The 13,551-nt window shown below is 72.3% G+C and carries 11 protein-coding genes; 4 read left to right on the plus strand and 7 right to left on the minus strand.

Annotated features, from left to right (window positions below):
- Window positions 1-70 precede the first annotated feature (70 nt).
- From rarD to eccE, 4 genes are all read right to left on the minus strand, one after another.
- Entirely contained in the window at window positions 71-988 is a 918-nt protein-coding gene (gene rarD / locus ABZU43_RS02905; RefSeq protein WP_355004861.1) for an EamA family transporter RarD, read from the minus strand.
- Window positions 985-1,482, minus strand: a complete 498-nt coding sequence (locus ABZU43_RS02910; RefSeq protein WP_355004862.1) for a GNAT family N-acetyltransferase — start codon at window positions 1,480-1,482, stop codon at window positions 985-987. Before ABZU43_RS02910 ends, rarD begins: the two co-directional genes overlap by 4 nt.
- A 128-nt stretch (window positions 1,483-1,610) precedes the next feature.
- Window positions 1,611-1,997 carry a phage holin family protein gene (locus tag ABZU43_RS02915; RefSeq protein WP_091395522.1) on the minus strand — a complete coding sequence of 129 codons (387 nt, stop codon included), beginning with the start codon at window positions 1,995-1,997 and terminating at the stop codon, window positions 1,611-1,613.
- Between the two features lie 62 nt (window positions 1,998-2,059).
- Window positions 2,060-4,021, minus strand: a complete 1,962-nt coding sequence (gene eccE, locus ABZU43_RS02920) for a type VII secretion protein EccE (RefSeq protein ID WP_355004863.1) — start codon at window positions 4,019-4,021, stop codon at window positions 2,060-2,062.
- A gap of 292 nt (window positions 4,022-4,313) precedes the next feature.
- On the opposite strand from eccE, the gene ABZU43_RS02925 reads away from it, so the two are divergent.
- Together ABZU43_RS02925 and ABZU43_RS02930 are read left to right on the plus strand one after the other, a co-directional pair.
- On the plus strand, window positions 4,314-4,634 hold the full coding sequence (locus tag ABZU43_RS02925; protein ID WP_091395516.1) for a WXG100 family type VII secretion target: 321 nt from the start codon (window positions 4,314-4,316) through the stop codon (window positions 4,632-4,634).
- Window positions 4,635-4,655: 21 nt separating this feature from the next.
- Window positions 4,656-4,949: a WXG100 family type VII secretion target gene (locus ABZU43_RS02930; protein WP_355004864.1), complete on the plus strand. Its 294-nt coding sequence runs from the start codon at window positions 4,656-4,658 to the stop codon at window positions 4,947-4,949.
- Between the two features lie 106 nt (window positions 4,950-5,055).
- On the opposite strand, the gene mycP is transcribed toward ABZU43_RS02930, so the two are convergent.
- Window positions 5,056-6,282 carry a type VII secretion-associated serine protease mycosin gene (mycP, locus tag ABZU43_RS02935; protein WP_355004865.1) on the minus strand — a complete coding sequence of 409 codons (1,227 nt, stop codon included), beginning with the start codon at window positions 6,280-6,282 and terminating at the stop codon, window positions 5,056-5,058.
- A gap of 152 nt (window positions 6,283-6,434) precedes the next feature.
- Between mycP and ABZU43_RS02940 the strand changes: the two genes are divergently transcribed.
- Both ABZU43_RS02940 and ABZU43_RS02945 read left to right on the plus strand, forming a co-directional pair.
- Window positions 6,435-9,302, plus strand: a complete 2,868-nt coding sequence (locus ABZU43_RS02940) for an SseB family protein (protein WP_355004866.1) — start codon at window positions 6,435-6,437, stop codon at window positions 9,300-9,302.
- The gene (locus tag ABZU43_RS02945) at window positions 9,299-9,664 is read left to right on the plus strand and encodes a hypothetical protein (RefSeq protein ID WP_355004867.1); all 366 of its coding nucleotides are present in this window, start codon (window positions 9,299-9,301) and stop codon (window positions 9,662-9,664) included. Before ABZU43_RS02940 ends, ABZU43_RS02945 begins: the two co-directional genes overlap by 4 nt.
- Before the next feature lie 4 nt (window positions 9,665-9,668).
- On the opposite strand, the gene ABZU43_RS02950 is transcribed toward ABZU43_RS02945, so the two are convergent.
- Both ABZU43_RS02950 and ABZU43_RS02955 read right to left on the minus strand, forming a co-directional pair.
- A complete protein-coding gene (locus tag ABZU43_RS02950) occupies window positions 9,669-10,601 on the minus strand; it encodes an alpha/beta hydrolase (RefSeq protein WP_355004868.1) in 933 nt (310 codons plus the stop codon).
- Window positions 10,602-10,810: 209 nt separating this feature from the next.
- Complete coding sequence (locus tag ABZU43_RS02955) at window positions 10,811-13,243, minus strand: immune inhibitor A domain-containing protein (protein WP_355005185.1); 2,433 nt, start codon at window positions 13,241-13,243, stop codon at window positions 10,811-10,813.
- Between the last annotated feature and the right edge of the window lie 308 nt (window positions 13,244-13,551).

A 13,551-nucleotide genomic window follows, 5' to 3' on the forward strand; every position in this document is an offset into this window, starting at 1 on the left:
CACTTTGTGCCCTTCCACAAGGGGCACGGAGGGCATATCGGCGACAGAAACTGCAAGATCGCGGGGGTTGTCAGGGGGTTGGGACGGGCGTTGGGAGAGGGGTGGGCCGGCGGGTGCGGCGGGAGGCTCGGACGGCGTCGGCGGTGAAGACGATCAGGGCCAGCCAGACCAGCGCGAAGCCCGCCAGCCGGGCCGGGGGCATCGGCTCGTGGAAGATCAGCACCCCGCAGCCGAGCTGAAGGATCGGCGCCAGGTACTGGACCATGCCCAGGCTGCTCAAAGGCAGCCGGTTGGCCGCCCCGGCGAACAGCAGCAGCGGGATCGCCGTGGCCGCGCCGGCCAGCACCAGCAGCGCGGTGTGCCCGGCCGAGACGTGCCCGAAGGTCAGGTCGGCCTTCGCCGTCAGCCAGCCCAGGTAGCCCAGCGCCGGCAACGCCAGCACCGCCGACTCGACGAACAGCCCCTCCGCCGCCGGCAGCCCGAGCCGCTTCTTCACCAGGCCGTAGCCGGCGAAGCTGAACGCCAGGGTCAACGCCAGCCAGGGCAGCCGTCCGTAGTCCACGGTGAGCACCGCGACCGCCGACGCGCCGATGCCCAGCGCCACCCACTGCGCCGGGCGTAGCCGCTCCCGCAGCACCGTCACCCCGAGCAGCACCACGACCAGCGGGTTGATGAAGTAGCCGAGCGCGGTCTCCACCACCCGGTCCGAGTTCACCCCGTAGATGTAGGTGCCCCAGTTGACAGCGATCAGCGCGGCGGCGGCGACGATCCCCGCCACCGCCCACCGGCGGCGCAGCAACGCCCGCAGGAAGCCGATGTTGCGCAGCGCGCCCAGCAGCAGAGCCACGAAGACCACCGACCAGACGATCCGGTGGGCCAGGATCTCCAGCGGGCCGGCGGGTCGCAGCAGCTTCAGGTAGAGCGGAAAGAAACCCCAGAGCAGGTACGCGCCGAGGCCGTAGAGGTATCCCAGGCGGAGTGGCGTCACGTCTCCACCGTAAGGGGCGTAGTGCTGCTTTGTTCCTTTCCGGTGAGCGGGGTCACCGGGGCTCGCCGGTTCAGCTGCATCCACCGTTGCGGCGCGTCCAGCGGGGTGAAGCCCACCCCCGCGTACACCTGGTGGGCGTCGTTGGTGCAGAGCAGGATCCGGCGTACGCCCAGCTCATCCAGGTGGTCCCGGACCGCGCCGGCCAGCCGTCCGCCCAGCCCGCGACCCCGGGCGGCGCGGTCGACGTACACGTCGCAGAGCCAGGCGAAGGTGGCACCGTCGGTGACGACCCGGGCCACGGCGACCTGGCGGCCGTCCTCCGGCCGGTAGATGCCGAACGGCAGCGAGCCGGCGAACGACCGCTCGGTGGTCTCCCGGTCCCGTCCGAGCGCCCAGTACGCGTCGGTGGACAACCAGTGGTGCACCAGATCGAGGTCGATCCGCTCCGGATCGGTGCTGAGCAAGTGGCCGTCGGAATAGGTCAGCGAGAACATGCAGCGACGCTAACCGCCGAGGTGGGCGGTCAGGCCGCCACATTCCCGAACTCTGGTCATCGGCCCGCCGGGGCCCCGGCCGAGGTCGGAGCCCCGGACGGACCGGGTCGGTGCTGGCTGGTCGGCGGTCAGTCCCGGTCGAGGACGGCGCCGAGGATCCAGGTCACGATGCTCACGAAGAGGGCGCCGAGCACTGCCGCCGGCCAGAAACCGTCCACCGAGAACGGCAACCCGGCCTGGTCGGCGATCCAGCTGGTGAGCAGGAAGAGCAGCCCGTTCACCACCAGGGCGATGAGACCCAGGGTCAGCAGGTAGAAGCCACAACCGACGGTCTTGATGATCGGCTGGAGAACAGCGTTGACCACACCGAAGATCACCGCCACCAGGAGCAGCGTGGTCACCGTCTCGGTGGCCGAGTTCGAATCCAGGGAGATGCCCGGGATGAGGAGCGTGGCCAGCCAGAAAGCCAGAGCTGTGCTGGCCAGCCGAATCAGCAGACCTTTCAGAAAACCCATGGCGGGGATCGTGCCACGGACACCGCAGCGACGTAACCCGCCGGCTGGCGCGTCCGGTGGAATCAGCCGCGCGTCGGCGGGCCGATCAGTTGCGCCTCGATCGGAGTGGGGGAGAGCAGTGCCCAGCGCAGCGCCCGACGGTTGACCACCGCCACCATGTCCTCCCGGATCCGGGTCAGCCACTCGGCCGACCCGCCCAGCCCCAGCGCGGCTCCGGCCAGGGTGGCCTCGGCGGAGGTCAGTGGCTGGAGCAACGCCAGGTCGGCGCGGCTCAACGCGTCCACATCGGCCGGGGTCAGCTCGTCGCGAACCACCAGGGTGGCCCGCCACGGCGGGCCCGGCACGGCCTCGGCCGCCACCGGCCCGGCGTCGACGATCAGCAGCAACGGCCGCAGCGCGGTGCCCACCCCGTCGGCGACCGCCCGACCGGGAGGGAGTAACGGGATCGTCCCGCCCGGTGCGCCAACCCCACGGACGAACGGCTCCCAGGCCCGTGGCCGGGCGGTCTGCACCACCACCAGGGCGCCGAGTGCCAGGGCGCGCAGGGCCACCAGCTGGGCTGCCCGTACCCCGCCGACCAGCAGCACGCGGGTGCTCTCCGGCCGGAACAGTCGCACTGTGACGGCGCGGCCGTGCCGGTTGGTGCCGACCATCATTCCCGCGTCGCCCACTGACAGCTCCCAGTCGTCCACTGTCGGCCCGGGTCGCGCCCCGGGCGCCGGTGGGCGGGGCTGCGCGCCGGGTGCCGTCAGCGCCAACGGCAGCGTGGCGGCCAGCCCGCACAGGTGCGCGCCGTCGAGCCGTCGCAGCTTTCCGCCCAGGTCGGTCACCAGCCGGACCAGCGCCTCGCTGGCCGCCGCCAACTCGGCCACCGTCCCGGCGGCCAGGCGTACGGTCAGCTCGGTCGGCACTCCGCCGGCCGTGGGCGGAGCCGACGACGTCGACATCGTCGGCGACGGGCCTGAGCAGATCGACACCGTCGTGGCCGTCGCCGGCAGCGCCAGCAGGCGGGGCACCAGCCGGCGTCCAGCCGCAACGCCCGCGTCGGGCCAGTGGAGCAGACGGAAGGTGGCCTGGACGAGACTGCCGGACCGGATCGCCGGCCACGACTCCCGGACCGGGTCGCCGTCGTGGTGGGCCAGCTCGCCCAGTACGCGCAGCGCCGCCGGCACCCCGAGCGGTCGCGCGGCCAACGGCCCGAGCCGGCGGACGATCCGGCGGACAGTGCCGGCGAGTACCCGGCGCAGGTCCTCCTCGGACCAACCGTTCACCCGCAGCACCCGGACCGCCACCACCGCCCGCTCGCGCCCGGCGAGCCGCCCGTCGGTGAGCTGCCGGTACGACGTGCCGACAGTGCCACCGGCGCTCGGCACCGGCGCCGGCGCACCGGCGAGCAGCAGTTGGACCAGCAGCGGGGGCTGGTCCGGCCCGGTCGGGGGGAGCAACGCGGCCGGGGCGGGGATCGCCTGGGACACGTCACCCAGCAGGTCGCCGGGGTCGCCGAGCTCCAGGAGCGCGACCATGCCGGTGGTGTCCTCCAGGAGGGCCGCCGGCCCGCCGGTCAACTCGGTCGAGCGGACCACGGTGCCCGGGGCGACCAGGTCGAGCAGTTCGGCCGCGTCGGCCGGCCCGGTCAACGCCCGCCGACGGGTGAGGTGCCCGACGGCGGTGCCCAGCCACTCGAACAGCCACCGGCCCCGCACCGGCACCCAGGCGGCGGCCACCAGCAGCACGGCCACCAGTACGGCTGCCGCGACGACCGGCGCGGGTCGGCCGAGGGTGACGAGCACCAGGGCCGCCGCGACCTGTGCGGTGACCAGTTGGCCGGCTCGCGCTCCGGCAGCCGCACGACGGCCGAGTGCGACCCAGTGGGCCGCCGGCGACCGGCGACGGGGGGTGCGCTGCTCGACCGGCGGCGGGCCGCTGTCGGTGGATCGGCCCGGCCCGCCCACCCGTGGGGAGGCGCCTGCCTCGGACCCGACCGGGGTCGGCGGGTGCGGCCCTCCGGTGGTGATCGCCGGCACCGTGCCTCCTCGACCAGTGGGGACCGGGGTCGGGCGGCCGGCCGCCCTCCGGCGGCCCGTCACGCGCCGCGACGTGGCTGCGGCACATCGTAAGCGACCGATGGCCGCCTCGGTTGTCCACAGGGGAAGCCGGTGGGGTAGCAGAACCGCTACGAGGTCGCTACCGTCAGCCACGAAGTCCTTCGCTGACCCGTGTCTCAGTGCTCGAAAGACCGGGCCAAGCGACGACGCGTCGCCCCGGGATGGGCGCGTCGACGGCCAGGTGCGATCCGAGAGACGAGGTGACGTCCGGATGTCCCAAACCAAGGCAGAAGCAGCGGTGATGCAGCAGACTGCCGCGAAGTTCGAGCAGGTGGACCAGTCGTTGCAGTCCATGCTGACCGGCCTGCTGGCCGAGCTGGAGGTGTTGCAGCAGGCCTGGCGTGGCGCTGGTGGCCGGTCGTTCGAGCAGGTCAAGCAGCAGTGGTCACAGGACCAGGCGGCGCTGCACCGCGCGCTGCGCGAGACCGCCGGTGCGATCCGCACCGCCGGTCGGCAGTACCACGCGTCCGACGACGAGGTGGCCAGCCGGGTGGCCGGCACCAACCGCGGCGGCATCCAGCTGCCGCTCTGATCCCGCTGGGGAGGGAATTCGATGGACCATGGTGTGCTGGTCGTCAACTTCGCCGCGCTGCAGCAGGCCGGCGCTGACATTCAGAAGGCGTTGAACACCCTCGACGCGCAGCTCGGTCAACTCGAACGTGACGCCGCCCCGCTGGTGGCGAGCTGGACGGGCGACGCGCAGCAGGCCTACGAGCAGCGGCAGGCGCGGTGGCGTTCGGCCTCGCAGGACCTGCAGGGGATGCTGCGTGACATCAGGTTGGCGGTGAACGACTCCGCCACCGACTACCTGGACACCGAGAAGAAGAACACCGGGCTGTTCCAGTGAACGATGTGGGCCGGGAGCGCTGACCGTGTCCGGGCCAGCGCCCCGCCCGCAGCCGGTCGGCGGCGAGGGCCGTGTGCGGGCGGGCTCAGGCCCTGTGCGGGCGGCCTCAAGCCGGGCCGGCCGGTCGCCAGCGTCGACGGGTGCCCCGGGGCACCACCAGGGCGAGCAGCGCCACTGTGACCGCCGTGATGCCGACCACCGCCCCGACCAGCAGGGCTCGGTCCCGTGCGGCGACCCGACGGGCCTGATGGGCGAGCTGCGCCGGGTCGGCCCGGTCGTCGGCGAGCGCGGCGACCGGCGGCGCACCGGCCGCACGGCCGCCGCTGGTCTCGGTGACCGCCCGGTAGGGGTTCAACACTCCGGCGCCGTACCCGCCGCCCCGGCCCGCGCCCGGAGCTGGGTCGGCGGTGGCGATGATCCGCTCCGCCACCTGGGCGGCGGTCAACTCCGGCCGGTACTCCCGCAGCAACGCGGCGGTGGCGGCCACGAAGGGCGCCGCGTAACTGGTCCCCTCGACCCGATGGTGGCCGACACCAGGTGCGGCGGTCAGCACCTCGCTGCCCGGAGCGACGAGATCGACGTACGAGCCGGTCTGCGAGAACGCCGCCCGCCCGCCGTCCGCCCCGATCGCGCCCACGCCGAGCACCCCGTCGTAGCCGGCGGGGAATGGTCGGGGGTTCCCACTGTCGTGCAGGTTGCCGGCGGCGGCCACCAGCACCACGTCCCGGTCGACCGCGTACCGCACTGCCGACCGGACCTCCGGGTCGTCCGCGTACAGCACGACGGACAGGTTCACCACGTCGGCGTCATGGTCGACGGCCCACCGGATGGCCCGGGCGAACTCGCCGGCGCTGACCGTACGCCCCGACTCCCGCCCCTGCACGACCTGCTGTTCGCTCACCCGCACCGGCAGGATTCGGGCACCCGGTGCCAGGCCGCGGAAGGCCACGTCGGGGCGGGGTGCCGCGGCGATGATGCTCGCCACACCGGTGCCGTGCCCGGCGCAGTCCCGACCGCCGTCCCCGCCGGGGTCGAGCAGGTCGGTGCCGGCCAGCACCCTCCCAGCCAGTTGCGGGTGCACCCGGTCCACCCCGGAGTCGACCACCGCGACCGTCACCCCGTCGCCGGTGGCCAGCGGCGCGAGCCGCGCCGGGTCGTACCGTTGCTGTGGCCAGGGCCTGGCGGCGACCGGCCGGACGGGGGCGAGCGGGGTCGCGCAGGCCGGTGCCGACGCGCCGAGACCGGCCGTGGCGGCGACGGTCGGAAGGGCCGGTACGGTCAACAGGCTGGCGGCCAGACCTGCGAGGACCGGGCGCGTGATCGATCGGGACATCGACACCCTCCGTATCGTGTCGGCTCCGAAACGGGATGTTATCGCCTCCCTCGGGCCCTGGCAGGCCGCCGCCGGCCAGCCATTGTGATCTTGGTACCACCTTGTAGGTTGTACGCGATACCTGTGGCCTGTTCTCGGAAGGGGAGGTGGCCGTGACCGCATGGGAACCGGCCACGGAGGCCGAGGTGGCGATGCGCGACGCGCTGCGCGCGAACGACCAGGAGCTCTACTTCCGGCTCCTGTCCCGCACCGATGTGCTGCTGCCGGTCTCCGCGCCGACGCAGCCCGGCCAGCCACCTGCCGGATGGGGCACCTGGACCACCGGCGGCCGGACCCACGTCCTGGCCTTCACCTCCGCCGCCGCACTGCGAGCCTGCCTCGGCGATCACGCCGGCAGCAACCGGCGCATTCCCTTCGCCGACCTCGCGGCCAGCTGGCCCAACCACGAGTGGTGGCTCGCCGTCAATCCGGGTCTGCCGGTCGAGGGTTACCTGCCGGCCTGGTTCGTGTCGCAGTTGTCCCGAGGTGACGTGCGGCTGCCCGGCCGTGCCATGGGTGCCCGCGCTCGCCTGGAGCGGGCCGAGACCCTGGCCCGCACCCGGCCCGGCGCGCCACCGCGGGACGCTGCCACAGCCGCTGGATCACCTCCCGTGACGGGGGTGGCCTCGTCCGCGCCCGAGAGCGCTCCGCTCGCACCCCGAAGGCCCGTGCGGAGCCCGGGCCCTCGGGTGGGTGCCCCGCCGGTGCCGGGTCCGACGCCCCGGCCACCCGCCACTGCTGAGCCGCCGCGCCGACCTGGCGAGGAGGACCTGCCCGCCGCCGGTCAGCGGCACCCGACCGAACCGCCTCGGCCCGGCCCAGGCGTCGGAGCACTGCCCCGCACCGGCCGGCCGTCCCGGTTCACCCCGTTGGCGACCGCCGGCCCCACCACCGACCAGGCTGGGCCGGGTGCAGGCTGGCCGGCAGCGACCCGGCCGGGCGACGTCGACGGCCCCGCCCCGACCAACGGCAACGGTGGCCCCCAGGCCGCGCCTCGGCGCTCCTTCTTCGACCCCACTCCGGCCCGCGACCCGGCCGCGAGCGGGGGACGCCCCGGTGACCGGGCGGCCCCGCCGACCCGGTTCGGTCGAGGCAGCCAGCCCTTCCCTCGCCGCCGCCCAGCCGATGCGCCGGCCGACGAGACCGCGACACGGGCCTTTCCGATGGCGGCGGACCCGGCCGCCACCCAGCCGGTACGACGGCCGGAGGGCGGCCTCGGCGCGCCCCGCGGGATGGACGCGCCGTCGTCCGGCGAGGAGATCACCCAGCCGCTGCCGCCGCGCCGGCACAAACCGCTGGCCGAGGAGCCCACCCGCGCGTTCCGGGTGAGCGGTGAGCCTCGCCCGACCAGTGCGCCGGGGCGGGCATCGGCTGAGGAGACGCAGGCGATTCCCCAGGACCGGCCGGGCCGGTTCGAGCCGGCGGAGGATCTGCCGGTGTCCGTCGCGGAACCGGTCTCCGGGCCGCCTGCGCCGCGCCGAGGCTTCACGCCCATCGTCATCGAGGGCACCATCATCGAGTCCCGCGACCTCACCGACCCGGTCGAGAGCAGCGGGCCGGTCGACGCGCCCCGGCGGCCCAGCCCCGCCGAGGCCGCCCCGCCGCCGTTCGGCTTGACGCCCCCCGGTCCGGGCCTGTTCGGTCCGTCGTCGCCCAGCCCCACCGAGGCCGCCGCGCCACCACCGATCGGCACGGCGTCCTCCGATCCGGGCCTGTTCACGGCGTCCCCCAGCCCCGCTGAGGCCGCCCCGCCGCCGTTCGCCAGCCCCGGTCCGTTCGCACCCCCGTCCTTCAGCCCCGATCAGTCCGCCCCTGGCCCGTCCGTCCCACAGCCCGTGGTTCCGGCGGAGTCCGGCGCTGTCGGCGATGGCGTGGGCAACCTGGGGGCCGACGCCCCGCTCAGTGACGATCGCTCCGACAGCGGGGGCTCGTCGGGAAGCCCGGCCGGCGGCGAGAGCATGACCGCGGACGACGGCCCCTACCCGCCTGCCGACGAGCCGCCACCGGTCGAGTTCGAGCCGGCGAACACGGTCGAGGAAGACCTGCTCAATGCCGCCGGCTCGGGCAGCACCGACACGTTCCTCTCCACCCTGTTGCTGGCTCGGGTGCTGCTGCCGGCGGCACCGGACTCGGCGCGGGGAAGCCGCCCCGGGGATCCCGGCTTCGTCTGGCGTACCGGGCAGCTCGACGGCGAGACGTACGTGGTGGTCTACACGTCGTCGGAGCGCCTCGCCGACCATGTCGAGGGGGACATCGACACGGTCCGGGTGAAGTTCGCGCAACTGATCCGGCGCTGGCCCGACGAGGACTGGTCGTTCGCCGTCAACCCGGGCACGCCGGTGGGTGCCAAGTTGCCCGGCGAGCAGATCGTCGCGTTGGCCAACTGGGCCGCCGAGGTGGGGCTCGGGGACGACCTGGAAGTGGACCAGGTGGAAGCGCCGGCCGTGGCCGAACCCGCCGCCCGTCCCCGGTACGCCCCCGCAGCGGTCGACCCGGCCCGGCCGACGGTCATGCAGAAGGCGATCGCCCCCAGCCAGCTCGCGTACTACCTGGATCGCGGGTACGACCGGGTGTCCGGGTTCGTGCACCGGGCCGGTGAGCTGTCCCACCTGAGCACACCGGCTCAGCTGCACGAGGCACTGGGCCTGAGCTACCCCGGCTCGCCGTTCGCCCAGGACGCCGAGGAGATCTACGTGCTGCGCTGGCCGGCGCACCGACCGAGCCTCTACCGCATCCCGTACGGCGGTCAGAACGAGCCGGCCATGCGGGCCATGGAGGGCTGGGTCATCGAACGCCCGCCGTTCCGGGGCAACGGCTTCGCCCCGGGTGAGAGCAGCGACGTGGTGGCGGAGTTCAAGGTGGACAGCGCACGGCTACCGCACGGCGCCCAACTCTGGCGCATCGGCGCGGACGGCAGCGAGCGGGTGGTCGCCGAGCTGGACACCGACTCGGTCACCTGGCGACGGGTCGGGGAGGCGTGATGCGCGACGGCTACGTGGCCCGTTGGCGGGGCCGGGAATACCAGGCCAGCCCGGACGGCGACGACATCCGCCTCTACCAGCCCGAGCCGGGTGAGGGCTTCGAGGAGGTCCGCGCGGGCCGCTACGTCCGGGTGCTGCCGGCGAGCGAGATCGAGGATCTGGCGTACGTGCGGACCACCTGCACCTGGCAGGGGCAGCCGTTCATAGTGCTCGGCGAGCACGACGCCTGGCTGCGGGTGGAATACACCGGTGGTCGCTGGCCGGTGGCCGAGGCGATGCGGCTGGAGGTCTTCGACTTCGGCGTCTACCAGGGTTGGGCACCGGCCGCCGAGGTCACCGACCTGCGGGAGCAGCGGGTCTGACCGGTCAGGTCTTCGCCCATCGCAGGATCTCGCCGAGCACCAGCTCCGGTGCCTCCAGGTGCGGGAAGTGCCCCACCCCGTCGAGCAGTCGCCACTCGTACGGGGCGACGACGTACCGGCCGGAACCCAGCGCGGTGCGGGGCAGGGAGGCGGTGTCCAGGGCGCCGTGCAGCTGCAGGGTCGGGGTGGACAGCGGCTTCTGCATCAGGCGGACGAACCGGTAGCCGTGCAGTCGCAGCAGCGAGCGGAACGCCCAGCGGTAACCCTCCAGCGCGCAGAACGCGGCCTGCGGGATGCACATCGCCTCCCGGCACCGCTCGGCGTACGCCTCGAAGTCCGGACCGGCCACCCACTGTGGGCCGCCCCAGCGGCGCATGATCTCGCCGACGGCCGCGGCGCCGTCGCGGGTCAGGACGTGCTCGTAGCGGGGTAGCTGGAACTTCAACGCCGGGGTGGACGCGGTGAACTGCCCGCGCGGGTCGGCGAAGATGGCGGCGCGCAGTCGCAGCGGGTGCGGTGCCCCCAGCACGACGAGCCGGCGGACCAGGGACGGGTGGAACGAGGCCACCGTCCAGGCCACCATGCCGCCGAGGCCGCTGCCGACGATCGTCGTGGACCGTTCACCGAGCGCCCGGATCAGTCCGGCGATGTCGGCGGCGAGGGTGTAGCCGTCGTACCCCCGGGGTGGTTTGTCGCTCGCCCCGTAGCCGCGCAGGTCGACGGCGACCGCCCGGAAGCCGGCGTCGGCGATCGCCGGCAGCATCTGGTGCCAGGCCCACCAGTGCTCTGGGAAGCCGTGCAGGAAGAGCACCATCGGCCCGGTGCCGCCCTCGACCACGTGGAACCGGCTGCCGTTGGCGCCGACGAAACGGTGCGTCCACGGCCCCTCGGTGAGGACACAGGACTCGTCGACGGCCCCGCCGCGCTGGTCGGTCATGGCAGACAGCCTAGGACCCGGTTGCCGCAGGCGACCCTGGCGGTCACGTTGAACAGGGGAAAGCCCCGGGTTGCCCCGGATCGGGCCCGGGGGAGTTGGCTCGACCGTCCCCGGAAACAGGGTCCGGGTCATCCGGGAGGGTTGCGCACAAAGCGCGACGCCCGGGCAGATGACCTGCCCGGGCGTCGCTGTTGGTGCGGGATCAGTGGTCAGCTGACCCGGATCTTCATCGAGGTGCCGTCCTGCTCCAGAACCTTGATCTTGACACCGGTAGCGGGGAGCTTGACGCCGTGGTTCGGCAGCTCCTCGTAGAAGTACTTCTTGGTGTCGTCGAACAGCGGCTCAGCGGCCTGGCCACGGATGTACTGCGGCTGGCTGTTGAGGTGCAGGGTGAACGAGTCCGCCTTGTTCAGGCTGAACGGTGCGTCGTACATCTGGACGCGGGCCCGCCACGGAGCCCCCGTCAGGTTGTAGATCGGGCGCGGGTGCGCGTCGATGTACAGGTTGCGACCCTCACCCGGGTGACCACCCGGGTTGGTCGGCGACGCCGGGGCGGTGTTGTTGTCGTCCCAGCGGGTGTTCCAGTACGAGATGAGCAGGCCCTCCTGGTACGCGTAGTGGTCCACCCAGTCCGGGCGGGTGTTCGCGTAGCCGAAGAAGTACGGGCCGGTCTTCAGGTACTTGTCGTACGAGACGTACGACCGGTTGCCGGCGATGTAGAAGTTGTCGAACTCGTCGGTGTAGGTGGCACCGACGACCTCCCACTCGTCGAGCGCCCAACCGGCGTCGGTCTCGGCACCGTCGCTGAGCACGGTCTGACCGTCGGCGGTCACGGTGATCGCGTCACCGAAGAAGCCGCCCTCGGAGACCCCACCGTCGGTGACGTAGTGCAGGCGGACCTGCGCCACCTTGCCGGCCAGCGAGTTCAGCGGGATGTTGATGTCGGCCCACGCGCCGTTGCTGCTGCCGTCGAGAGCCGGGCGGCCGGCTCCGTCGACGCCGATTGGCTGGCCGTTGACCGTGCCGTCCAGGTCGGCCCAGGTCTGACCGCCGTCCGTCGACGCCTCGAAGTAGAGGTAGTCGTAGGTCTCCTCGATGCTGTACTTGCCCTTGAGCGACAGCGCCGCCGCGGACTTACCGGTGAGGTCGAACGTCCTCGTCATGGTGCCGTCGAGGTTGTCCTTGTTACCGGAGAAGTACTGCTTCGAGCCCTCGAACGGCGCGCCGTAGTTGAAGGTGTACTCCCGCTTCGGAAGCACGACAACGACGGCCTGTGCCTTCTTCGAGTTGTATTCCTGCGGGCCAAGCTCCATCGTGCGCTTCTGCCCCGCCACGACCACCTCGTAGTCGAGCCAACCGAGCTGGAACTTGTTCCATGCGCCGAGGTCGCCGCCCCGGTCGCCGATGCCGACGTCGTTCTTGGCGCCGAGCCTGCTCTGGGCCATCAGGGTCCAGTGCTCATTGCTGTTGTCCGCCGGGCCGTAGTCGTCCGGCAGGCCCAGGTCGTGGCCGTACTCGTGGTAGAAGACGCTACGACCGCCGTTTTCCGGCTGGATCGTGTAGTCGCGAATCCAGACGCCGGTGTTGCCGATCTGGGTGCCGCCGATCGGGAAGTTCGGCGGGCCCACGGGCGAGCTGTTGAACGCCGACCAACGGTGGCTCCAGATCGCGTCCTCACCCTGCTGCGGGTCACCGTCGGCCTGGTCGCCGCCGGAGTGGACGATCTGGAAGTGGTCGATGTAGCCGTCCGACTCGTTGAAGTCGCCGTCACCGTCGTAGTCGAAGCGGTCCCACTGGTCGAAGGACTTCATCTCGGTGGCGATCTGCGCGTCCGTCCGGCCCTTGGCCTTCTGGTCGGCGACCCACTGGGTGGCGGCGTCGCGGATCAGGTTCCAGGTGTTCGGGCAGACGTTGTCGGCGCACACGGCGGGATCGCCGGTCGGGTCGTCGTCGGCCTTCGGGTCGTCGGAGCGGCCGTAGCGGGCTTCGTTGTACCGGACCTTGACCCAGTCGGTCACCTCACCCTCGACGGTGTAGCGACCCGAGGACTGCGCCTCGTAGTACTGCTTGAGCGACTCGTCGCCCGGGTTGGTGCCGAAGTAGAGCTGGCGGAAGTGGTCCGGGCTGAAGTCCGGCTGCCAGATGGTGGAGTTGTCCACGGCCCGGTTGGGCTCGGGGATCTTGTTGTGCAGCGGCCCATCGAACGTCGCCGGGCCGGCGACGTCCGGGTTCATGTCCTTGTCCGGGTAGGACGGGTGCCGCTCGTCACCGAACTCGGCCAGGATCACGAAGATCTTGTCAGTCCGCTCACGCTTGAGCTCGACGTACTGGTCCTTCGTCGCCTGAGCGCCAGCGGCGGAGCGCGCGTTGGCGTTGGTGGCCGTCTTGCCGACCTGGCCGACCTTGACGACAGTGCTGCCGTTGCGCTCGATCGGCTTGCTGCGCCCGCTCAGCACGTCGGCGAGACCCTGCTCACGCAGCGCGCGGCGCTTGTCCTCGAGCTTGTCGGGGAGTTCGTCCTTCAGCGCTTGTGGTTCAGCAGCGGCCGGTGCCGCTGCCGGCAGTTTGGGCTGCGGGGCGGCCGAGGCGGACGGGCCGAACGCCAGGCCTGTCGCCGTCAGTGAGAGCCCGAGCAGACCCACTGCGACTTTGCGCACGTGGTACCTCCGGTGTGAGGGAACCGGCCCAACGGGGGTACGGGCCGGTGGGAGATCGATCCCACTAGTGGGACCATTGGTGAACATAGTTACTGGCGGGACAGGTGGGAAGACGAACGCGTCGATTTGTTGCAAGATTTTGTTGGGAATGCTTTTCAGCGTCACACCCCGCCGGTTCATCAGCCGCGCTGAGCAGCGCGGGTGCGGCCATGACCGTATACAACGACATTTCTCGATCAATCTGACCGCGCGCAAGACAGTGGGGCCGGCAGCGTCTCCGCCACCGGCCCCAC

The organism is Micromonospora sp. NPDC005205 (genome assembly GCF_040608275.1).
In the GTDB taxonomy this organism is placed as follows: domain Bacteria; phylum Actinomycetota; class Actinomycetes; order Mycobacteriales; family Micromonosporaceae; genus Micromonospora.

Coding starts and splice junctions, on each gene's coding strand:
- ABZU43_RS02910 (WP_355004862.1), bottom strand. CDS start 1,482: ATGTTCTCGCTGACCTATTCCGACGGCCACTTGCTCAGCACCGATCCG.
- ABZU43_RS02915 (WP_091395522.1), bottom strand. CDS start 1,997: ATGGGTTTTCTGAAAGGTCTGCTGATTCGGCTGGCCAGCACAGCTCTG.
- ABZU43_RS02925 (WP_091395516.1), top strand. CDS start 4,314: ATGTCCCAAACCAAGGCAGAAGCAGCGGTGATGCAGCAGACTGCCGCG.
- ABZU43_RS02930 (WP_355004864.1), top strand. CDS start 4,656: ATGGACCATGGTGTGCTGGTCGTCAACTTCGCCGCGCTGCAGCAGGCC.
- mycP (WP_355004865.1), bottom strand. CDS start 6,282: ATGTCCCGATCGATCACGCGCCCGGTCCTCGCAGGTCTGGCCGCCAGC.
- ABZU43_RS02950 (WP_355004868.1), bottom strand. CDS start 10,601: ATGACCGACCAGCGCGGCGGGGCCGTCGACGAGTCCTGTGTCCTCACC.